Here is an 18,779-nt window from a genome sequence, read left to right on the forward strand (position 1 = left end):
CTCTCGCCGTTGTGACCGGGTGCGGACGGCCCGGCCGGCGGTCAGCCGGCGGTCAGCAGCCGGCGTACGACGTATCCGGCGGAGTCCACCCCCGAGGTGCCTCCTTCGACGAGTGCCGCGACCGAGATGTGGGAGTCGTAGGCGGTCAGCCATCCGTTGGTGTGGTCCCCCTCCTCCGCGGTGCCGGTCTTGGCGCCGACGCCCGAGAGTCCGGCCAGACGCGGAGCCGCCGTACCGGTCGTGGCGACGCTGCGCATCATCGACCGGAGATACTCCGCCGTGCGGGCCGTGAGCGGGCGGGGAGCGCTCTCCTGGTGCTGGCCGGGGAGGATGACCGGCTGCTCGAAGCCGGCGTTGCGGACCGTCGCCGCCACGGACGCCATGAACAGCGGGGTGGCCGTGACCCGGCCCTGGCCGATGAACTGGGCCGCCTGGTCGCCGCCTTGCGCGTCCGGCGGGATGCTCGGGTCGGTGGTGGCGACGCCGCCGCCGATGGACCAGCTGCCCATGCCGAAGACATCCGCGGCCTCGTCGTGCAGTGCGGAGGCGTCACCGTCGTGCACCAGGTCGCGGAAGCCGTCCTTGATGAAGGAGGTGTTGCACGACACCGTGAACGCCTGGGCGAGCGTGGCGCCGGGATCGGCCCGGACGCCGGGGTCGTTGTGGAACAGCTGGCTGTCGGCCATCAGCGAGTCCGTACAGGGGGCCGGGCTGCTCGGCGTGAGCCCCGCCCGGTCGAAGAGGGCCGCCGCGGTGATGATCTTCATGGTGGAGCCGGGTGACTTGATGCCGTTGATGGCGATGTCGCCGTCGTCTCCGCTGTGCGCGACGGCGAGGATGTGGCCGGTGCGCCAGTCGAGCGCCACGGCACCGGCGGGCTTGCCCTGGAGGTGGGCGTCCTGCACCGCGCTCTCGGCCGCCGCCTGGAGCCTGGCGTCGACGGTCGTCCTGATCACCGCGGTCCGCCCCTTCGTGAAGACCTGGACCGTCTCCACGGCTCCGCCGTCGCCGTCGACCACGGCCACCCCCGTCCCGGCGCTGCCACCGGTGGGCTCGGCGTGCTCGCCGATGGTCGTCGCGATGTCCCGCAGGGACGGGTAGGCGGACAGATCCGTCGTGCCGTCGCTCGCGACCACCTTCACCGCGTCCGGGTCGGCGGGCAGCCTGCCCGCGATCAGCGACTGGCCGTCGCCCATACCCGGGTACAGCACCGAGTTGTTCCAGTGCACCGCCGGCACACCGGTCGCGCTCTTCAGCACCGCGACGGCGCTGGAGTAGTTCCAGGTGCCGCCCGCCACCTGGGCGGTGACGTCGAAGGTGACCTTCGTGGCACCCGGCGTCACCGCCGACGGGCCCACGGACATGATGTGGTCGAACGACACCTTCTTCAGATGCAGGCCGTCGGCGTAGTCACGCAGGGCCTGCGAGGCGGCGTCCGGCACGTCGGTGTCGCTCGCCGCGCCGTCGACGTGCCGCCGGGACCAGCTGTCCAGGAACGCCCGCGTCAGCTTCACCGCCTCGGCGCCCGACGGCGGCTTGCCCGACAGCTCCGACGCGGCGAACGTGTCCCCCGCCGTGGGCTGGACATCGCCCGCGGAACCGGAGGTCAGACCGTTGAGCAGGTTGTAGGTACCGAGTCCCCCGAGAGCGAGCAGCGCGGTGCACGTACCGGCCAGGCCGACCTTCACAGCTCTGTTCATGTACCGGATCGTATGTACGTTCCGTGGAGTTCCGTACCGGTCCTCCGTAGATCGTTATCGGACCGTCAAGCTGCGGCGCCCCCAAATACCTTCATCCACAGGGGAGTTCAGCGGCAGTACCAGGTCAGAGCCGTCGGACAGGCGTCCGCCCTCCGCGCAACCCGAGGAATACATCGGAGGTGTCCCGAGCCAATCGCCACCGCAGTCATTGACACGTGCACGGAGCATCCCTACTTTCCGCGATACACCCGATGTTTCGTTGGTCCGTCAGGTTGGAGAGTTCCGATGACCTCACAGCCGGAGAAACACGCGCCGGTCCGCCGCAGATCCGTGCTCGGCACCGCACTCGGCGGCGCGGCGGTGGCGGCGCTGCCCGCGACCGCCCATGCCGCAGAGCCGGCTCCGGCAGAGGAGCCGGTACGCCCGACGGGCGCCGGGCGTCCCTGGCGACTGCGCGACACCATGACCACCGACGGCTCGTGGCAGCGTTTCCTGCGCGGCCAGGACCTGGTGTGGAGCAGGCTGCCGACGCTGTGGTACGAGGGCCCGTTCCTCGGGGACGGACTGCTCGGCAGCATAGTCTACCAGGAGCCCGGCACCAACAGCATCCGCTTCACCGTGCAGCACGGCCGCGTCCAGGACCACCGGCCCGAGTTCGGCAGCGGCTGGGGTACGTGCCGGCTGCCGGTCGGGCACCTGACGCTCGATCCGGTCGGCACCATCACCGCCGTCGACTGGCGGCTGAGCCTGCACGACGCCGAGCTGACCGGCACCGTCACCACGTCCGCCGGAACGCTCACCCTCTGCGCCCTCGTCCATGACGAAGTCCTTGCCGCCCGCGTCACGGCCTCCGGCGGCGAGCGGGTCACCTGGACCTTCCACCCCGAGGAGGCCATCAGCCCCCGGGAGATCCAGGAGGCCCCGCCCTCCGGCTACACCGCCAACCCTGCCTGGACCACCCGCGCCACGCCCGACGGCACCGAGCAGGTCCTCCAGGCCCTGACCGGCGGCGGCCAGACCGCGACCTCGTACCGGCGCACCGGGGACGAGCTCCTGCTGAGCGTCGGGCACAGCTTCCCGTCCGGCACGGCCGCCGAGGCCGACTCGCTGCGCAACCTGAAGCGGGCCTCGTCGTACGGAGCGCTCCGGCGCCGGCACACCGGCTGGTGGCACGCGTTCTACCGGAAGAGCTTCGTGTCGTTCCCCGACCAGCGGCTCCAGAGCTTCCACTGGATCCAGCTCTACAAGGTCGCCTCCGCCAGCCGAGCGGGCGGTCCCGTGATGGCCACCTCCGGCCCCTGGCTGGAGCCCACCCCCTGGCCCGCGGTGTGGTGGAACCTCAACGTCCAGCTGGAGTACTGGCTCATCCAGGGCTTCAACCACCCGGAACTCGACTCGCTCGCCACCACGCTGCGGCAGAACCAGGAGCAGCTCGCCGCCAACGTGCCCGCGGCCTACCGCACGGACAGCTCCGGCATCGGCCGCAGCTCCGACATGTTCGCGGACCGGGAGGTGGGGCAGCCGGGCACCGGTGCCGAGACCGGCGACCTCACCTGGGCACTGCACAACGTGTGGCTGTCGTATCGGCACTCCATGGACACGTCCCTGCTGCGCGACACGATCTACCCCGTGCTGCGCCGGGCGATCAACTACTACCTGCGCTTCCTCACACCGGGCAGCGACGGCAAGCTGCACCTGCCGAGCACCCTCTCCCCCGAGTACCCCGTCGTGCCGCCGCAGGACACCAACTACGACCTGGCCCTGATCCGCTGGGGCTGTCAGACCCTCATCGATTCCGCCCGGCTCCTCGCCATCGAGGACGAGTTGATCCCGCGCTGGCAGGAGGTGCTGACACGGCTCACGCCGTACCCGGTCGACGACAACGGCTTCATGATCGGCGCCGACACCCCCTACGCCCAGTCCCACCGGCACTACTCACACCTGCTGATGGTGTACCCGCTCCACCTCGTCAACTGGGACCAGCCCGACAACCGTGACCTGATCACCAGGTCCGTGGTGCGCTGGCATGCGCTGACCGGCGCCCACCGCGGCTACAGCTACACCGGCGCCGCCTCCATGTACGCGATGACCGGCGACGGAGACACCGCGATCAGCTACCTGCGGAAGTTCTTCGACCCTGCCACCCGCTACCCCTGCCGGGCCAACACGCACTACACCGAGGCGGGTCCGGTCATCGAGACACCGCTGTCCGCCTCGCAGTCCCTGCACGACATGTTCTGCCAGAGCTGGGGCGGCACCGTCCGTGTCTTCCCGGCGGTTCCGTCCGCCTGGGCGGACGTGACCCTGCACAACTTCCGTACGCAGGGCGCCTTCCTGGTCAGCGCCGTCCGCACGGCCGGGGTCACCCGGTTCATCCGGGTCAGGAGTCTGGCGGGCGAACCACTGAGGCTGCGGCACGGCCTGAGCGGGACGGTCACCGCGGTGCTGGAGGACGGCTCCCCGGCCCACACCCACGACCTCGGCGACGGCACACTCGTCATCGACCTGCCCAAGGGCCAGGAGGTGCTCGTCCACTCCGGCACCCGGCCCGACCTCGTCATCGCACCCGTCGCCGTCAGCGAGCCGGGCGCGGCGTGGGGGCTGCCGTAGCCCGCGCACGGAAGCCCCCCGGACGACGGCACCACGGGCACGCCGACCCTTCGGTGCCGCCGCCCGAACAGGCTGACCTGCCAGGAGCTGAGCTTCCGGCACGGCAAGGACCAGACGGTCGAGGAGCGTTGCCGACCGAAGTCCCTCCAAGATGATCCGGTGGTCGTAGGGGCGGTGTTGATCGCGGTGGCGGGTGTGGCGGGCACGCTCGGGGGTGCCCTGCTCAGCCAGCAGGGTGCCGAGCGGGCCAAGAGGCGCGAGCTGGAACTGGCCCGGGCCATCCAGGAGACGCGCGAGGGCCTCGCACTACGGCGCAGCACGTACACCCAACTGCACCGGGACGCACGGCAGTTCGCCACCGCGCTCAGCCGCCACCTGTACGACCTGCGGGACCGAACACCCGGCGAGGAGGAGGTGCGGGCGCTGGAGCAGGCCAAGGACGCCCACCGCGACCGCTGGTCCGAGGCCCTGATGATCGCCCCCGACGCCGTGACCGCACCGGCGCACGAGCTGGACGAGACCCTGACCCGGGTCTACGGGCAGGTCAAGCGCCTGGAACAGGGCAATCCGCGACCGGACGAAACCCTGCGGTCCGCCGCGGCGGCGCAACACACCCCCTGGTCCCTGATCGGCACCCTGCGCGAGGCGATGCGCCGGGACCTCGGGGTCGGCGGGGACACCGAGGCCCGGCAGGTGGCCGGTCACCTGCGGCTGTCACCCTCCTCCGCCGAGACCACCGCCTTCACCAGGGATCTCACCGAACCGCGTGCGGACTCCAGCCCCCGGTCGAGCACGTGACCGCCTAGCCGCCCGACGTCACTGCCCTCAGTTCGTCCAGCGACTCCCGGGTCAGTTCCGCCAAGGTGCGCTCCTCGCCCGCCGCGATCCAGCGTTCGAAGGCGATCTTGAAGACGGCGACGCCCGCCTCGGCGGCCAGGCTCGCGGTCGACCCGGCCACACCCCGGCGCCGCAACGTGTCCGCGAGGGCGGCCGACAGGGAGGCGAGCTTGATCAGCTCGCGCTCGCGGAGTTCGGCGTTCCCCATGATCACCGCTTGCCGCCGGCACGCGAACTCGCGCCGGCCGGTGAACATCTCGGCCGCGGCGTACAGTCCCCGCGCCACCACGCCGAGCGGCGCCTCGGACCCCGGGGCGTCCGTGACAGCGGCCACGAACAGGTTCTCCAGTTCGACGGCGCCCGCGAACAGCACCTCGCGCTTGTCGGCGTAGTGCCGGAAGAACGTCCGCTCCGTGAGCCCGGCCCGTTTGGCGATCTCCGCCACGGTGGTCTGCTCGTACCCGCGCTCGCCGTACAGCTCCAGTGCTGCCTTCGCAAGGCGTCCGCGCGCGTCCGGCTCCCATCTACCCATGGTCCGCATCCTACCGTGATGACAGCTCCTGACATCAGGTGTACCGTCGATGACAGTCACTGACATCGACTCTTTGGGGCTTCCCATGCGCATCTTCGTGACCGGCGCCTCCGGCTGGATCGGATCCGCCCTCGTTCCCGAACTCCTCGACGCCGGACACCAGGTCGTCGGACTCGCCCGCTCCGACGCCTCCGCCGCCGCACTCGTCGGGGCCGGGGCCGAGGTCGTCCGCGGCACCGTCGACGACCTCGACGTCCTGCGGGAGACGGCCGCCGCCTCCGACGGGGTCATCCACCTCGCCTTCAAGCACGACATCGCCTTCTCCGGCGGCTTCCAGGACGCCGCCGAGGCCGACCGCCGTGCCGTCGACACCTTCGGCGAGGCCCTCGCCGGCTCCGACCGCCCCTTCGTCCTCGCCTCCGGCGTGGCCGGTCTCAAGCCGGGCGTGACGGCCACCGAGCAGGACATGCCGACGCTCGACGGTTCGCCGATGTCGGTCCGCGCGGCGACCTCCCTGGCGACGCTCGACCTCGCCTCGCGCGGCATCCGCTCGTCCGTGGTACGGCTGTCCCCTACCTGCCACGGCGACGGGGACAACGGATTCATGGCAACCCTGATCGCCATCGCCCGCGACAAGGGCGTCTCCGCCTACGTCGGCGACGGCGCCAACCGCTGGCCGGCCGTGCACCGCCTCGACGCCGCCCGGCTGTTCCGCCTCGCGGTCGAGAAGGCCCCGGCCCGCTCGATCCTGCACGGTGCGGCCGAGGAGGGCGTCGCCATCCGCGACGTCGCCAAGGTGATCGGCCGCCACCTCGACATGCCGGTGACGTCCGTGGCCCCGAAGAACGCGCCCGCGCACTTCGGCTGGCTCAGCGGCTTCATCGGACACGACGCCCCGGCGTCCAGCGCCCTCACCCGCGAGCTGCTGGGCTGGGAACCGACCCGCCCCACCCTTCTGGACGACCTCGACAAGGGCCACTACTTCCACACTCCGGCCACCGCCGACTGACCGCCCCCGCCCCGCTGACCAGGCCCTCCCCCGAGTCCGCCGCCGAGAGAGCGTGTCCGGCCCACGTATCCTCACCTCCTGGCGGGAAGTGACTCGGGGAAGGCGTGCAGATGGAGTTCCGGCTGCTCGGATCGGTGGCTGTGATCACCGAGAGCGGTGATGTGGCGCCGGGGCCGGCCAAGCGCTCCAGCCTGCTGGCCCTGCTGCTCCTGCGGCCCAACACAGCCGTGAGCGTGGACCAGTTGACCGCCGCCCTGTGGGAGGACGAGCCGCCGGCGCGGTTCAAGACGGTCCTGCAGGGACACGTCTCCCGGCTGCGCGCCCTGCTCGCCGAGCACCGCGCCCGGGAGTACGGCATCGAACTCGCCACCCACGCGACCGCGTACGAGCAGCGCATGCCGGAGTCCCTGGTGGACGCGCACCGCTTCGAGGAACTGGTCGCGCTCTCTCCCGGGCCCAGCGCCAACCCGCCGACACCGTGCGGATGTTGCGGGACGCCCTGGCCTGCTGGCAGGGGCCCGCGCTGACCGGTACCGTGCGCAGCCGCCCGCTGGAGGCCGCGGCCGGCGGCCTGGAGGACCTGCGGCTGGCCTCGGTGGAGGCCCTGGCCGAGGCGTGCGGCCGGCTCGGCGAGCACGGCAAGGCCGCCGCCGTGCTGCGCACGGAGGCCGCCGCACACCCTCTGCGCGAGTCCCTGGCCGCCGCGCTGATGCTGGCCCTCTGCCGGTCCGGGCGCCAGTCCGACGCGATCAACTGGTACTACCGCACTCGGCGGCTGCTCGCCGAGGAACTCGGCGTGGACCCCGGCACGGCGCTCACCGAGGGCTCGGAACGGGCGGCCGAGCTGCTGTCACGGCTGGCCGCGGGACGCTGGCGGGGTTGCCGTCCCGGGCGGCAGCAGGACGTTAGCGGTGCGTGAGCGGGGCGACAGCGGCGGCCCGGAAGCTGGAGGCATCGCCCGCGGTCGTCGACCGCGACCGCCTTCACAGAGCCGCCACGGGGAGTACCACCATGCGCGACCACCGCACGACCACCGCCCTGACCATCGCCGCCGCAGCCCTCTCGCTCGGTCTGACCGCCTGCTCGGGCAGCGGCAACGGCACGGGCACCAAGGACGAAGGCAAGGGCAGCGCCACGCAGCCCTCCGCGCCGCGGACGCACGCGGACGGCACCGGCACCGCCGGCGCGTCCGGTGCGGCGGCCGGCGGGACGGCCGCCCGTCCCGCCGCAGAGAACGGCAGGAACTCCGGCTCCGGCACGGGCGGTACGCGGGCCGGCACGGGCAAGTCCGCCGCTCAGGCCCCCGCCTGCGGCGCCGCCGACGTACGCGTCACGGCGGCGAAGGCCGACGAGACGCCCACCGCGCACATCGTGCTGACCGCGAAGAACACCTCCGGCCACGCCTGCCGCCTGTACCAGTACCCGCTGATCGCCTTCGGCGACATCCACACCGCCAAGGACGTCCCGGCGGTCGCGAAGAGCAACCCGGGCACCCCGGTCGTCCTCCAGCCGGGCGACCCGGCGTACGCGACCGTGCGCGTCGCGCTGGGCGGTGCGCACGAGGACACCAAGGCGGTCAACCGGTTCAACGTGAACCTCTTCGCCGCCGACGGCCCCGCCGAGGGCAGCGTCGTCGTGTCCGCCCCGGCCGGCGGGCTCGCCGTCGACGAGGCCGCCGCGAGGACCGGCTACTGGACGTACGAACTGCGCAACGGTGCCGACGAATTCTGAGCCGGCACATCGGTCCGCCGCGCCTCCTCCCGCGGCGGACCGATGTCGCCCACCGTCCCTCGACGGTCGGCGTGCGACGTGGCTCAGTCGGTTGCCGGGCGGTGGCCTGTGAACGGCTGGGGTCCGGTGAGGTCGAGCAGGCCGACGTAGGCGTCGAGCCGCGTGGCCGCCCGGAGCATGGCGAGTCCCTGCGCGGTGAGCCTGCGTTGCCACTCCTCCAGGGAGGCGGCCAGCGCGTCCGTGCCGCCGGCCGTCCGGATCTGCCGGACCACCGTGGCGATGTGGTCCAGCAGATGGCCGCCGCGGCGGAGCAGGTGGGCCAGCTCGGCGTCGCGGATGTCGGCGGCGTCGAAGACGCGGTATCCGGTGGCCGGGTCACGGGCGGGGTTGAGGATGCCGGCCTCTTCCCAGCTGCGCACGGTCGCCGGGGTGACCCCGAGCCGATGCGCCAGCTCGCCGACGGTCCGGGTGTCGTGCGCCGGGGCGGGTGCCGGGGCGGTGCCGGAACCTGCCGTCAGCTGGTCCATGGCCGTACGCACTGCGTCGAGGGTGTCCCGGTCGCGCAGCAACCGGCTGTGCCCGCGGTCGATGACCGCCAGGGCGTCGTCGAGCGCGTCCCGGTGGAGCGCGCTCATGATCTGGCCGCCGGCCGCGTGGCCGTACGCCGGGACGAGCGCGAGGAAGGCGCGGAGCGCGGCGGCGTGCACCTCGGTGTAGACGCGGTAGCCGCTCGGTGTGCGCTGTGCGGGAGGGAGGAAGCCGTCGCGCTCGTAGTTGCGGACCGCCTGGGTCGAGATGCCGTGCTCACGCGTGAGATCGGTAGGTCGCATTGTGTTCCTCGGTTGAGACTTCACGGCGGGGGCGGAGGTTGGATCACAGGATGGATCACGGTAGATCGTGGAAGAGACTATGCCGGTACACTCCAGAAGTCTCAACTGGTCTTTCAAGGATACGCTTGAGGCTCATGACCCAGGACATCCGAGACTTCGTCACCCCTTCGTGCGACCTGCTGGCGCTGGGTGAGCCCACCCACCAGGAACCCGCCTTCGGCCGGGTGCGCAACGAGCTGTTCGCCCAGCTGGTCGAGCGCGGCTTCCGGTCCGTCGCCCTTGAGACCGACCGCGTGGCCGCGCTGGCCGTGAACGACTACGTCCAGGGAGGAGCCGGCAGCCTCGACACGGTGATGCAGGACGGTTTCTCGCACGGTTGGGGGGCGTTGGCCCCGAACAGGCAGCTGGTCACCTGGATGCGGGACCACAACCGGAACCGGCCGCCGGAGGAACGGCTGGTCTTCCACGGCTTCGACACCCCGTCGGAGACCTACAGCGCGCCCAGTCCGCGCCCCTACCTCGAACACGCCCGCGTCTACCTGGACTTCGACGTCGACCTCACCGGCCTCGCCGGGGACGACGAGCGGTGGAGCCGCGCGGAGGCGGTCCTGGACCCGGCCATGTCACCCGGGGCCACGGCGGAGGCCGAGAAGCTGCGACGCGTCGCGGACGACATGTCCCTCTCGCTCCACACCCGCGCCCCCGAACTGATCGACGCCACCTCGCGCGAGCGGTGGCTGCGGGCCAGGACCCAGCTGACCGCCGGCCTCGGGCTGCTGCGCTACCACCGGCAGTCCGCGACACAGCCCGTCGACTCCAATCCCCGCCTCACCGCGCTGCTGGCCACCCGGGACGCCCTGATGGCCCAGAACCTGCTGGACATCCGGGACATCGAGGCCGCGCGGGGCGCCACCCTGGTCTTCGCGAGCAACCTCCATCTGCAGCGCAACCAGGCCGGCTGGCACGTGGGGGACCTGGGCGCGGACTGGTGGGGCGCCGGCGCGACCGTGGCGCGTCTGCTCGGCGACCGGTACCTGTTCGTCGCGGGCTCCCTCGGCCGCAGCGATGCCCTCGGCCTGGACGATCCGGCGCCGGACACCTACGAGGCCGTCCTCCAGGCCCGCTTCCCCGACTGGGGCCTGACCGCACCCGGTACGCTCACCTCCGCCCGCACCCGCACCGACACCGCCCCGCGGCAGGGCTACTTCCCTCTCGACCGGGCGACCCTCGACGCGGCCGACGCGATCCTGCACATCGGTGACGGCTCGGCCGACGCACAGCCGTGACACCCGCCCGGGCCCTTACTGTGGGCCCATGACCGGCGAGACTGATCTGCGCAGCCTGCTCAGCGGCATGCGCCCGGAGCTGAATCCGGGCCGCTATGTCTTCACCATGGCGGAGGGCGGAGTGCCCTCCGGAGTCACCCCGGTGGTGACGGTCGCCGAGCAGGAGGGCCTCACCCTCGTGGTGCCGCAGGCCGAGGCGGACGCGGCGGGGATGGCGTACGACTACGTCGCCGGGTGGATCACGCTGCGCGTGCACTCCGCGCTGGCCGCGGTCGGCCTGACCGCGGCTGTCTCCCGTGCCCTCGCCGACGCGGACCTGAGCTGCAACGTCGTCGCCGCCTTCCACCACGATCACCTCTTCGTGCCGTACGAGCACGCCGAGCGGGCGGTCGAGGTGCTGCGCCGCCTGGCACACGAAACCCCCTGAGCGGCACGGCCGTTCGGGCGCGTCTCAGCGCAGTCCGCGGCAGGGCAGCCAGGTCCGCGGCGCGCCGACGAGGAGTCCTCTGCCCTCCTGTCCGAGGGCGCTCAGCTCGGGCAGGCGGGCCGACAGTCGGCCGAGCAGCCGCGCTTTCAGCTCCGCCGCCGCGGGCACGCGTGCTTGGTGGTCGAAGGCGTCGGCCACGGCCGGCACGCCCGCCGCACCGTGGCACAGCGCCAGGACGTCGACCGGCCGGCCGGTCGCCGAAGCGGTGGAAGCGCGTCCGCCGCGTCCCACAGGGCCCAGGACACGCCCGGTGTGCCGTAGCACCAGGCCTGACGGGCGCGCGCTCCGGCGGGCGGCGGGCCGTCGAGTCCGGCGCCGTCCCAGGTCCGCACAGAGCGGGCGTGGACGAAGGACCGCCGGGTCAGCCAGCAGGCCGCACGGCGCAGGGCACGGTTCAGCTCGGGGCGCGGGCCCAGATGGCGGACGGCCGCGGTACGCGCGGCGACGCCCCCGGCCACGCCGTGCCCCATGCCGGTGTCGACGCGTCCGTCCAACCAGGCGAGCTGCGGATGTCCGGCGTGGCCCGCCGTGCACAGGCGCGGCAGTTCGTCGGCGGCGCACAGTCCCGCTACATGGTCGGCGAACGGTTCGAGTCCGGCCGGCGCCGGCGCGAGCAGGATGCCGGAGGGGCCGGTGATCAGGTCGTGGTCGAGGAAGGAGACCTGCTCGCGGCGCCAGGCGCGCGTCCGGGCGGTGCGGACCAGTTGGTCGCGCAACCGGTCGGCGGCGACGTGCAGTCGGGGGTGCAGGCGGGCTCCCAGGCGCAGGCCCACCAGTGTTCCGGCCAGCCCGCCGTCGTACAGCCCGCGATGGCCCGGCCGCTGCCCGGCGGTTCGCGCCCACACGGCCACCGCCCTGCTCGCCGTCCCGGCGGCGAGTGCGGTGCCGGTGTGCCCGGCGGGCGCGGTGGGACGAGGGCCTGACGGCATGGCATCTCCTCGGGAGCCTGGGCCGGCGCCCCGCCCGGGCGGGGTCGGTCAGGCCTCGGGGCACCCTTGCCGCGCCCTGAGGCCGTCATGGCCGGTGTGCTGCCGGGCCGTCAGCAGATGAAGCCGCTACAGACCACCACGGTGTCGCAGACGACGACCGTGCACACGCCGCTGCAGCCGCCGGTGTCGGCCTGCGCCGACGGCACCGCGGTCTCGGTGATCCGGGCGTCCAGGTCACCGATGAGGGCGTCGAGGTCGGTGAGTTCGACGGTTGGGGGCATTGCCGTCCTCCTTCAAGGACGGGTTGGGTGTGGGGCCGCCCCGCAGAAGGCCGGGTCTCGTGGGACGGGCGTTCCGGGGGCGTGTGGGACGCCGCTCAGTGCGGCGGCGGCGAGCGCGGCGAGTTCCTCGGCGCCCTGGTCGCAGTCGGCCGGGGGGCGTGGAGCGTCTCCTCGACCAGGAGTTCCGGGCCTGGCTGGTGGGCGCAGATCCGCTCCAGCAGGTGCAGGGTGGGCAGCGCCGCGAAGTCCACGGGTACCGGTTTCGCCCGGGACGCACCCCGTACGAAGGCGGAGCGGGGCAGTCCGGCGTCGTGCCGCAGGGCGGCCAGTGCGCGCGCCTTGGTCAGTTCGTGCACGAGCCGCATCGACCGCGGGCCGCCGAACAGGTACGTCTCCGGCTCGTACACCGCGCAGACCGGTGCGGCGCTCTGCCCGTCGAGGCTCTGGAAGCGGCGTGACAACTCCGCTCGCAGCAGGCCTTGTTCCGGTTCCCGGGCCTCGAAGCGGACACGCAGACGGCGGTTTGTGCATGAAGAAGAAGGAACCCACCGTGCCCGAGGCGACGAGGTCGCGGGCCGTGTCCGCGATGCGGCGGCAGGTCAGCCGCCAGGCCGCGGGACCGGGTGCGACATCGACCTGCACCCCGCCCCTCCCGGGCACGGCGGCGCGGAGCGCGGACAGACCGGCTGTCAGAAACGTGCGGCGGGCGGCCGCGTAAGCGGGGCAGTCGCGGACGACGGGCACGGTGCCCAGGGAATTTCCGCGTGCGTCCCGGAGACAATCGGCCAGCACGTTCTCGACCTCCACTGCGCTCCTTCCCCCCGGCGACCGATGAGGGGCCGAGGTGAATTTCCGCTCCCACCCTTGGAATTCCGCAGTGGCGCCCGCCTGTAAAACAGACGGTCATTCTTCATATGATCAATATGGTTACGCCTGGTGCACGAAAAGCGCGCGATACGCCGAAGGCGCACCCCGCGCGCCGACGCGGGGATACTGACGAGTCGTCCACCGGGCTGTTGTTCGAGCCGTCGTCTCGCGCATGATCGGCTTCGGCGCTGATCGTGTGCGGCACGAAGCGGGCCACGCGCCTCGTCCGCAGAAGTACGGCTACGCCGACTCCACCGGCAGCCACGCGGAGGTCTCCATCGAGGGCTTCCCGTTCCTGACACCGGCGCTCGGCCAGAACTTCGGCCATGGCAGACTCAGGGCCGGTCAGGATCACGGGCACGGCCGGCGGACAGTACGTGGACGGCACGGGCACGCTGCTCGCCCAGGGCGACGAGCTCACCTGACCGTCCCCGGCGTCCAGCGGTCGGCGCCCGCCTGGCGGGTCGACCTCCCGGCAGGCGTCCGGCTTCACCCCGGCGCGCGCGACCGCGGACGGCGTCGAGCTCAGCATGGCCGGACACCAGGTGACACTGGGCGGTTCACGCTTCGAGAGGTGCGTGTGCCGCGGCCGCCATGCCCTGTGACGAGGAGCCGGCCGAGGTGCGGCCCGCCCCGTCGGCGCCGGGCGGACGGAGATGCGGGCAGGGCGAAGAGGTCTGGGGTCACCCTCCGAGGAGTGCGGCCGCCAGGGCGGTTCCCTCGACACGGGCGCGGATCTTGGCGAAGGCCGTCTCGCGTGACGTCGACGTGTCGTCGGCGAAGGGTGCGAAGCCGGCGTCGTCACAGGTGCCCAGCTGGTCGACGGGGATGTGCCGGGCGGCCCGAAGCACCCGGTCGCGGACTTCTCCGGGGGTCTCGACGCGCGGGTCGATCGGGTCGGTCACTCCGACGAAGACCCGGACTCCGGGGCGGAGTTGGCCGGCGATCACGCGCAGGACGCGGTCGGGGTCGGCCTCGCCGGCCAGCTGGAGGTAGAAGTTGCCCGCCGTGAGCCGGAAGAGGTGGGGCAGCACCTCGGCGTAGTCGACGTCGAGGCTGTGCGTGGAGTCCTGGTCGGCACCGGTCCCGCAGTAGACACCGATGCGGGCCCGCTCGCTCTCGGTGAAGCGGGACAGCACCTGGTTGTTCAGGTCGACGAGATCGTTCAGCACTCCTGCGCCGGGGTCCAGCTTCAGGGTGAGACGGGCCTCGTCGAAGTCGAGCTGGACGACATGGGCGCCCGCTTCGAGACACGCGCGGATCTCCGCCTCCGACTCGCCCGTCAGTTGATGGAGGAACTCCTCGCGCGGAAATCCGGGGATCCCGCTCGGCGGATAGAGCAGGCTCAGTACGGACGGCGCGACGACGGCCTGCTTCACCGGCGCCGAGGTGTGCTGCCGTGCGGCCCGCAGGTACTGCTCGGCGGACGCCTTGTACCGGAAGGGGCCCGCGGTCAGCACGGGCAGCTGCCGCTGGTGACCGTCGGCGAAGGGGATCACCACACCTTCGGGAGACAGTCCGGGTGTGCCCGTGACGGGGTACGTGACGAAGTCGGGCTTGGACTGCTCGCCGTCGGTGACGACCGGCGACCCGGCCGCCTCCAGCCGTTCGATCGTGTCGCGGACGGCACGCTCCTGAACGTGCCTGAACGTGCCGGCGTCCGTCCGCCCGGCCTGGTGGTCGGCCATGGCGGTGAGCAGTTCGGGAGAGCGGGGGAGGCTGCCGATGGGTTCGGTGGGAATCATCACGGCGGCAGCCTAGGAATCACCTTCGTACGGATCCGGTCCGAACACTCTCGCACCCGGCCAGGTCCACCCGCTCAGGGCATGACCATTCCACGGCGTTGACCTCGGACGACGGCCGGAGGACACCTCGCGGGCCTCGCCGCTTGACCTTGCCCCCGGGGGCAAGGTTTAGCGTGGAGCGAGGTGAGTGAGCGGCATGAAGATCAGTGAGCTGGCGCGCCGGTCGGGCGTGACGACGAAAGCAGTGCGGTACTACGAATCGCTGGGGTTGATCACGCCCGGGCGTCTCGCCAACGGCTACCGGGACTACGACGAGGACGACGTACGCCTCGTACAGGAGATCAGGGCGCTGCATGCCCTCGGGATCCCCGTCGAGCGCACCCGGCCCTTCCTGGAGTGCCTGGCGGCCGGGCGTGCGTACGCGGACGACTGCCCCGCCTCGCTGGCCACCTACCGCGAGGCGATCGACGAGCTGACCGGGCGCATCGAGGCACTCACCGCGCGCCGTACGACGCTGATCGCCAACCTGAACGCCGCCGCCCACCGCGGCAGCGCCGTCGTACCGCCCGAGGAGGACGGCCCCGCGGACGACGACTATCTGACGCTGCCGGCGGACCTGCCCGTCCCTGAGGACGACGGCGCCGTGGACCACCTGTGCGGGACAGCCGCGCCCGGGGTGCCCCTGTGCGACACGGCGGGCAGGACGATCCGTCTGGCCGCGCTCGGCCCGCGCCGTACGGTCGTCTACGTCTACCCGCTCACCGGCCGCCCCGGCACCGATCTGCCGGAGGGCTGGAACTCCATTCCCGGAGCCCGCGGTTGCACGCCCGAGGCATGCGGCTTCCGCGATCACTTCCAGGAACTCCTGGAGGCCGGTGCCGGCCGGGTGTACGGGCTGTCCAGCCAGGACAGCACGTACCAGAACGAGGTCGTGGAGCGCCTCGGGCTACCCTTCGACATGCTGTCCGACCCGTCCTTCAAGCTCGCCGACACCCTCGGCCTGCCCACGTTCGAGGCGGACGGGATGCGGCTGTTCAAGCGGCTCACGCTCGTCATCCGCGACGGCGTGATCGAGCACGTCTTCCATCCGGTCTTCCCTCCGAACGAACACGCCGAGCAGGTCCTGGCCTGGCTGCGCGAGAACCCGCTCTGAGGAGCCGGCCGCCGCCCCTGGCCGACGAGCCCCTGACCCGCACTCTGCCCCCTGCGACCGACCGAGAGGCCCGCCCGTGTACGTGCCCAAGCCCTTCATGCCCGAGGACGCCGACGTCCGTGATCTGCTGACCGACCTCGGCGCCGCCGACCTGGTCACCATGACCCCGCACGGCCTCCAGGCCACCCTGCTGCCCTTCGAGTACGACCCGGACACCGGTGAACTCGGTTCGCTGATCGGACACATGGCGCGGGCCAACGGCCACTGGCGCGAGCCGGTGCAGGGAGAAGCCATGGTGATAGTCCACGGGCCGCAGGCCTATGTCTCGCCCACGTGGTACGCGACGAAGGCCGAGCACCACCGGGTGGTCCCGACCTGGAACTATGTCGTCGCCCATGTGTACGGGCAGTTGGTGGTGCACGACGATCCGGCGTGGATCGAGGCGCAGATGCGCCGCCTCACCGACCGGCACGAGGCCGCTGCGGCCGAGCCCTGGTCCCTCGACCAGGCTCCGGCGAAGTACGTCGAGGGGCAGTTGCGCGCGGTCGTCGGCGTCGAAGTGGTCATCAGCCGGATCGAGGCCAAGGCCAAGCTCAGTCAGAACCAGCCCGCGCAGAACGTCGAAGGCGTCATGGCCGGGCTGGAGGCGCGCGGTCGGGGCGACGACATGGCGGTCGCCGCCGCGGTGCGCGCACACCGCAGGCACTCCGCCACGTCCTGAGGCCGCGGCGGCACCGGGCAGGGCTTCAGCGGCCGGCGGCCACCGGACCCTGCGCCGGCTGCGGCCGGCGGACCATGAACACATCCACCGGACCTTCGGACTCCACCGTGAAACCGTGGCGCGCGTAGAACTCCCGCGCCCGGCTGCCCCGCAGCACGTTCAGCCGGACGGCCGTACCGTCGCGGTCACAGCGCTCCAGCAGCATGCTCAGCACCGCCGAGCCGATGCCTCTGCCCTGGAGGGCCGGATCCAGGTAGAAGTGCTCCAGCCAGCGGGCGTCCGCGCCCGGCCGCAGCGCCACACAGCCCGCCGGCGCGCCGGCCGCCTCCACCACCCATGTGTGCGCCGGAGTGAACCCGTCGCGCAGCCGCTGCCGCACGCGCTGCTCGTCGTAGCGCCCGAGACGCTCCAGGTCCGCCCTCAGCACCACGGCCCGCAGCTCGGCCACCGCCTCGACGTCCCCCGCCGTCGCCTGCCGTATCTCCCAGTCAGCCACGATCCCGATGCTACCGACCGGTGTGCGGGGTCGAAGGCACTCTCAGCGCCGCAGGACGCCTCGACGGACCGTACCGAGCGTGCGGTGCTCGGGCAGTCCGCCCAGGTCACCGGGCAGGTCGACGGCCGGGGGGCGCCGGGCGGGCACACCACGGGCTCACCGTCGTAGGCCACGGCGTTCCGTGACCCCGTCCACCCCGTTTCCCGGGCGGGAAATGACTGAACACATGAACGGCCCTCGCAGCACATCTTGTTGGCGCGCGGCACATCGGGTTCACTCGGTGCAACGCATATGTTTCACTCAGCAGAAAACAGGCTGACCCACCCGTATCATCCATGTGTTGTGCGCCATCGAAGCACAACTCACGCTCCTCGCCTGTCGTCATCGGCCGGGCGGGGCGGCACATCACCGTCGGACCCGGAGGAAAAGATGTCAGAGAACACCTCACCCGTCACCGAGTTGACCTCGCAGTACGTCAGCCAGGTGTCCAACGACCTCGACAACAACGTCAAGGAACAGGACCGTATCGCTGCCGAAATCTCCAGCTTGCAGGGTCAGTTGACGGCCCTTCAGCACGACCATGGCGTGCTGGTGAGCATGCAGCAGGCGCTCGGGGTCACCGCCCCGGTTGGCGTGCCTGCCGGCACCGACGGTGCCGTGGTGCCCGCCCCGCGCAAGACGCCTTCCGCCGCGCCCGCCACGCCCGCGGCACCCGTCGTGGACAAGGCGCCGAAGAACACGAGCATCGCGCAGCCCGAGTCCGCGAAGCGGTCCGCCAGGAAGCCCGCGGCGAAGAAGTCCACCGCGAAGGCCTCCCCGGCGAAGGCATCCGTGTCCAAGGCGACCCCGGCGAAGACGCCCGCGGCGAAGGTGCCCGCGGCGAAGCAGGCGGCCCCGCAGACGGCTCAGCCCACGCTCGTCGAGCTGGTCAGGCGCCACCTGACGGACCAGAAGGAGCCTCGTTCCGCGGCGGAGGTCGCCGAGGCCCTCACCAAGGCGCATCCCGACCGGGAGATCCAGACCAAGGTCATCCGCACGACGCTGGAGAACCTGGTCGCCCGCAACAACGCCCAGCGCAGCAAGCAGGGCACGTCCGTCTTCTACACCGTCGCCCCCGCCGCGCAGTCCGCGGCGGCGGACAAGGCCGAGGCCGAGCCGGAGACCGCCGCATAGGCCGTGGCCACACCTCTGCCGGGCAGACCGGCCGACCGGGCGTCGAGAGTACGTCTGCGCCGCTCGGGACCGGTCATGGCCGGCGGTCGGGACACGGCGTGTACGTACCCACGGCCGCGACCCGGACGTGGACACGAACCAGGACGCGGACGCGCGCCGGAACATGGACGCGCGCGGGGGGCGCGGGCACGAGCAGGGGCGCGGGCAGGCGTGTGGGCGTTCGGCCTCGGCCCGCCCCGGCCGGGGCGCCCCCGGTCTGCGCGGGCCTGCACGGCGGCGGCCGTCAGGTCGCCGATGGGGGCGGTCGCCTCGCCGGCTCTTACGGCGGCCTCGTACGCCCCGCGCCCTCGGGGTCGTCGGCGAGTTCGGCGACCCGGCCGCGCCATCGGCCC

Annotated in this window: 20 protein-coding genes; 11 read left to right on the forward strand and 9 right to left on the reverse strand. The window is 72.2% G+C overall.

All coding sequences use genetic code 11. The features are described from left to right. Positions 1 to 41: 41 nt before the first annotated feature. Positions 42 to 1,700 carry a penicillin-binding transpeptidase domain-containing protein gene (locus tag BIV25_RS10380; protein WP_071371907.1) on the reverse strand — a complete coding sequence of 553 codons (1,659 nt, stop codon included), beginning with the start codon at positions 1,698 to 1,700 and terminating at the stop codon, positions 42 to 44. A 285-nt stretch (positions 1,701 to 1,985) separates the two neighbouring features. Here BIV25_RS10380 and BIV25_RS10385 point away from each other — a divergent pair, with 285 nt between their 5' ends. Further along, positions 1,986 to 4,310, forward strand: a complete 2,325-nt coding sequence (locus BIV25_RS10385; RefSeq protein WP_177235223.1) for a Tat pathway signal sequence domain protein — start codon at positions 1,986 to 1,988, stop codon at positions 4,308 to 4,310. A gap of 159 nt (positions 4,311 to 4,469) precedes the next feature. Then, positions 4,470 to 5,108 (forward strand): hypothetical protein, encoded by a 639-nt coding sequence (locus BIV25_RS10390; RefSeq protein WP_071371908.1) that lies wholly within the window; start codon positions 4,470 to 4,472, stop codon positions 5,106 to 5,108. A gap of 4 nt (positions 5,109 to 5,112) precedes the next feature. On the opposite strand, the gene BIV25_RS10395 is transcribed toward BIV25_RS10390, so the two are convergent. Next, entirely contained in the window at positions 5,113 to 5,679 is a 567-nt protein-coding gene (locus BIV25_RS10395; protein ID WP_071371909.1) for a TetR/AcrR family transcriptional regulator, read from the reverse strand. An 85-nt stretch (positions 5,680 to 5,764) separates the two neighbouring features. On the opposite strand from BIV25_RS10395, the gene BIV25_RS10400 reads away from it, so the two are divergent. The 4 genes from BIV25_RS10400 to BIV25_RS10415 all read left to right on the forward strand — a co-directional run bounded on the left by BIV25_RS10400 (position 5,765) and on the right by BIV25_RS10415 (position 8,419). Next, entirely contained in the window at positions 5,765 to 6,688 is a 924-nt protein-coding gene (locus BIV25_RS10400) for an SDR family oxidoreductase (RefSeq protein ID WP_071371910.1), read from the forward strand. A 110-nt stretch (positions 6,689 to 6,798) separates the two neighbouring features. Further along, entirely contained in the window at positions 6,799 to 7,215 is a 417-nt protein-coding gene (locus BIV25_RS54290) for a winged helix-turn-helix domain-containing protein (protein WP_071371911.1), read from the forward strand. Beyond that, a complete protein-coding gene (locus BIV25_RS54295) occupies positions 7,173 to 7,607 on the forward strand; it encodes an AfsR/SARP family transcriptional regulator (RefSeq protein ID WP_071371912.1) in 435 nt (144 codons plus the stop codon). Before BIV25_RS54290 ends, BIV25_RS54295 begins: the two co-directional genes overlap by 43 nt. Before the next feature lie 92 nt (positions 7,608 to 7,699). Next, positions 7,700 to 8,419, forward strand: coding sequence for a DUF4232 domain-containing protein (locus BIV25_RS10415; protein WP_071371959.1), 720 nt, complete (start codon positions 7,700 to 7,702; stop codon positions 8,417 to 8,419). A gap of 83 nt (positions 8,420 to 8,502) precedes the next feature. On the opposite strand, the gene BIV25_RS10420 is transcribed toward BIV25_RS10415, so the two are convergent. Then, positions 8,503 to 9,249 carry a TioE family transcriptional regulator gene (locus BIV25_RS10420; protein WP_071371913.1) on the reverse strand — a complete coding sequence of 249 codons (747 nt, stop codon included), beginning with the start codon at positions 9,247 to 9,249 and terminating at the stop codon, positions 8,503 to 8,505. 134 nt (positions 9,250 to 9,383) lie between these two features. Here BIV25_RS10420 and BIV25_RS10425 point away from each other — a divergent pair, with 134 nt between their 5' ends. Beyond that, complete coding sequence (locus BIV25_RS10425; RefSeq protein WP_071371914.1) at positions 9,384 to 10,535, forward strand: erythromycin esterase family protein; 1,152 nt, start codon at positions 9,384 to 9,386, stop codon at positions 10,533 to 10,535. Positions 10,536 to 10,563: 28 nt separating this feature from the next. After that, a complete protein-coding gene (locus BIV25_RS10430; RefSeq protein WP_071371915.1) occupies positions 10,564 to 10,962 on the forward strand; it encodes an ACT domain-containing protein in 399 nt (132 codons plus the stop codon). 24 nt (positions 10,963 to 10,986) lie between these two features. Here BIV25_RS10430 and BIV25_RS52605 read toward each other — a convergent pair whose 3' ends face one another. The 5 genes from BIV25_RS52605 to BIV25_RS10445 all read right to left on the reverse strand — a co-directional run bounded on the left by BIV25_RS52605 (position 10,987) and on the right by BIV25_RS10445 (position 14,844). Then, the gene (locus BIV25_RS52605) at positions 10,987 to 11,130 is read right to left on the reverse strand and encodes a hypothetical protein (protein WP_256255723.1); all 144 of its coding nucleotides are present in this window, start codon (positions 11,128 to 11,130) and stop codon (positions 10,987 to 10,989) included. Next, a complete protein-coding gene (locus BIV25_RS10435) occupies positions 11,109 to 11,951 on the reverse strand; it encodes a lanthionine synthetase LanC family protein (protein ID WP_071371916.1) in 843 nt (280 codons plus the stop codon). Before BIV25_RS10435 ends, BIV25_RS52605 begins: the two co-directional genes overlap by 22 nt. A 110-nt stretch (positions 11,952 to 12,061) precedes the next feature. Further along, a complete protein-coding gene (locus BIV25_RS50925) occupies positions 12,062 to 12,232 on the reverse strand; it encodes a hypothetical protein (RefSeq protein ID WP_177235224.1) in 171 nt (56 codons plus the stop codon). Positions 12,233 to 12,327: 95 nt separating this feature from the next. Further along, positions 12,328 to 12,693, reverse strand: coding sequence for a hypothetical protein (locus BIV25_RS10440; protein ID WP_071371917.1), 366 nt, complete (start codon positions 12,691 to 12,693; stop codon positions 12,328 to 12,330). 1,089 nt (positions 12,694 to 13,782) lie between these two features. Beyond that, positions 13,783 to 14,844, reverse strand: a complete 1,062-nt coding sequence (locus BIV25_RS10445) for a cobalamin-independent methionine synthase II family protein (RefSeq protein WP_256255728.1) — start codon at positions 14,842 to 14,844, stop codon at positions 13,783 to 13,785. Positions 14,845 to 15,040: 196 nt separating this feature from the next. Here BIV25_RS10445 and BIV25_RS10450 point away from each other — a divergent pair, with 196 nt between their 5' ends. Together BIV25_RS10450 and BIV25_RS10455 are read left to right on the forward strand one after the other, a co-directional pair. Next, positions 15,041 to 15,997 carry a MerR family transcriptional regulator gene (locus BIV25_RS10450; protein WP_071371919.1) on the forward strand — a complete coding sequence of 319 codons (957 nt, stop codon included), beginning with the start codon at positions 15,041 to 15,043 and terminating at the stop codon, positions 15,995 to 15,997. A 76-nt stretch (positions 15,998 to 16,073) separates the two neighbouring features. After that, a complete protein-coding gene (locus BIV25_RS10455; RefSeq protein WP_071371920.1) occupies positions 16,074 to 16,718 on the forward strand; it encodes an FMN-binding negative transcriptional regulator in 645 nt (214 codons plus the stop codon). 25 nt (positions 16,719 to 16,743) lie between these two features. On the opposite strand, the gene BIV25_RS10460 is transcribed toward BIV25_RS10455, so the two are convergent. Beyond that, complete coding sequence (locus BIV25_RS10460; RefSeq protein WP_071371921.1) at positions 16,744 to 17,214, reverse strand: GNAT family N-acetyltransferase; 471 nt, start codon at positions 17,212 to 17,214, stop codon at positions 16,744 to 16,746. Between the two features lie 429 nt (positions 17,215 to 17,643). Here BIV25_RS10460 and BIV25_RS10465 point away from each other — a divergent pair, with 429 nt between their 5' ends. Beyond that, positions 17,644 to 18,387: a hypothetical protein gene (locus BIV25_RS10465; RefSeq protein WP_071371922.1), complete on the forward strand. Its 744-nt coding sequence runs from the start codon at positions 17,644 to 17,646 to the stop codon at positions 18,385 to 18,387. Positions 18,388 to 18,779 lie beyond the last annotated feature (392 nt).

It is taken from the genome of Streptomyces sp. MUSC 14 (assembly GCF_001866675.1).
GTDB lineage: Bacteria > Actinomycetota > Actinomycetes > Streptomycetales > Streptomycetaceae > Streptomyces.

Bases quoted from the DNA above. Each gene is read 5' to 3' on its own strand.
- BIV25_RS10430 (WP_071371915.1), top strand. From the start codon at position 10,564: ATGACCGGCGAGACTGATCTGCGCAGCCTGCTCAGCGGCATGCGCCCG.
- BIV25_RS54295 (WP_071371912.1), top strand. From the start codon at position 7,173: ATGTTGCGGGACGCCCTGGCCTGCTGGCAGGGGCCCGCGCTGACCGGT.
- BIV25_RS10465 (WP_071371922.1), top strand. From the start codon at position 17,644: ATGTCAGAGAACACCTCACCCGTCACCGAGTTGACCTCGCAGTACGTC.
- BIV25_RS10395 (WP_071371909.1), bottom strand. From the start codon at position 5,679: ATGGGTAGATGGGAGCCGGACGCGCGCGGACGCCTTGCGAAGGCAGCA.
- BIV25_RS10380 (WP_071371907.1), bottom strand. From the start codon at position 1,700: ATGAACAGAGCTGTGAAGGTCGGCCTGGCCGGTACGTGCACCGCGCTG.
- BIV25_RS10450 (WP_071371919.1), top strand. From the start codon at position 15,041: ATGAAGATCAGTGAGCTGGCGCGCCGGTCGGGCGTGACGACGAAAGCA.
- BIV25_RS10435 (WP_071371916.1), bottom strand. From the start codon at position 11,951: ATGCCGTCAGGCCCTCGTCCCACCGCGCCCGCCGGGCACACCGGCACC.
- BIV25_RS50925 (WP_177235224.1), bottom strand. From the start codon at position 12,232: ATGCCCCCAACCGTCGAACTCACCGACCTCGACGCCCTCATCGGTGAC.
- BIV25_RS10415 (WP_071371959.1), top strand. From the start codon at position 7,700: ATGCGCGACCACCGCACGACCACCGCCCTGACCATCGCCGCCGCAGCC.
- BIV25_RS10420 (WP_071371913.1), bottom strand. From the start codon at position 9,249: ATGCGACCTACCGATCTCACGCGTGAGCACGGCATCTCGACCCAGGCG.
- BIV25_RS10385 (WP_177235223.1), top strand. From the start codon at position 1,986: ATGACCTCACAGCCGGAGAAACACGCGCCGGTCCGCCGCAGATCCGTG.
- BIV25_RS54290 (WP_071371911.1), top strand. From the start codon at position 6,799: ATGGAGTTCCGGCTGCTCGGATCGGTGGCTGTGATCACCGAGAGCGGT.
- BIV25_RS10425 (WP_071371914.1), top strand. From the start codon at position 9,384: ATGACCCAGGACATCCGAGACTTCGTCACCCCTTCGTGCGACCTGCTG.
- BIV25_RS10400 (WP_071371910.1), top strand. From the start codon at position 5,765: ATGCGCATCTTCGTGACCGGCGCCTCCGGCTGGATCGGATCCGCCCTC.
- BIV25_RS10445 (WP_256255728.1), bottom strand. From the start codon at position 14,844: ATGATTCCCACCGAACCCATCGGCAGCCTCCCCCGCTCTCCCGAACTG.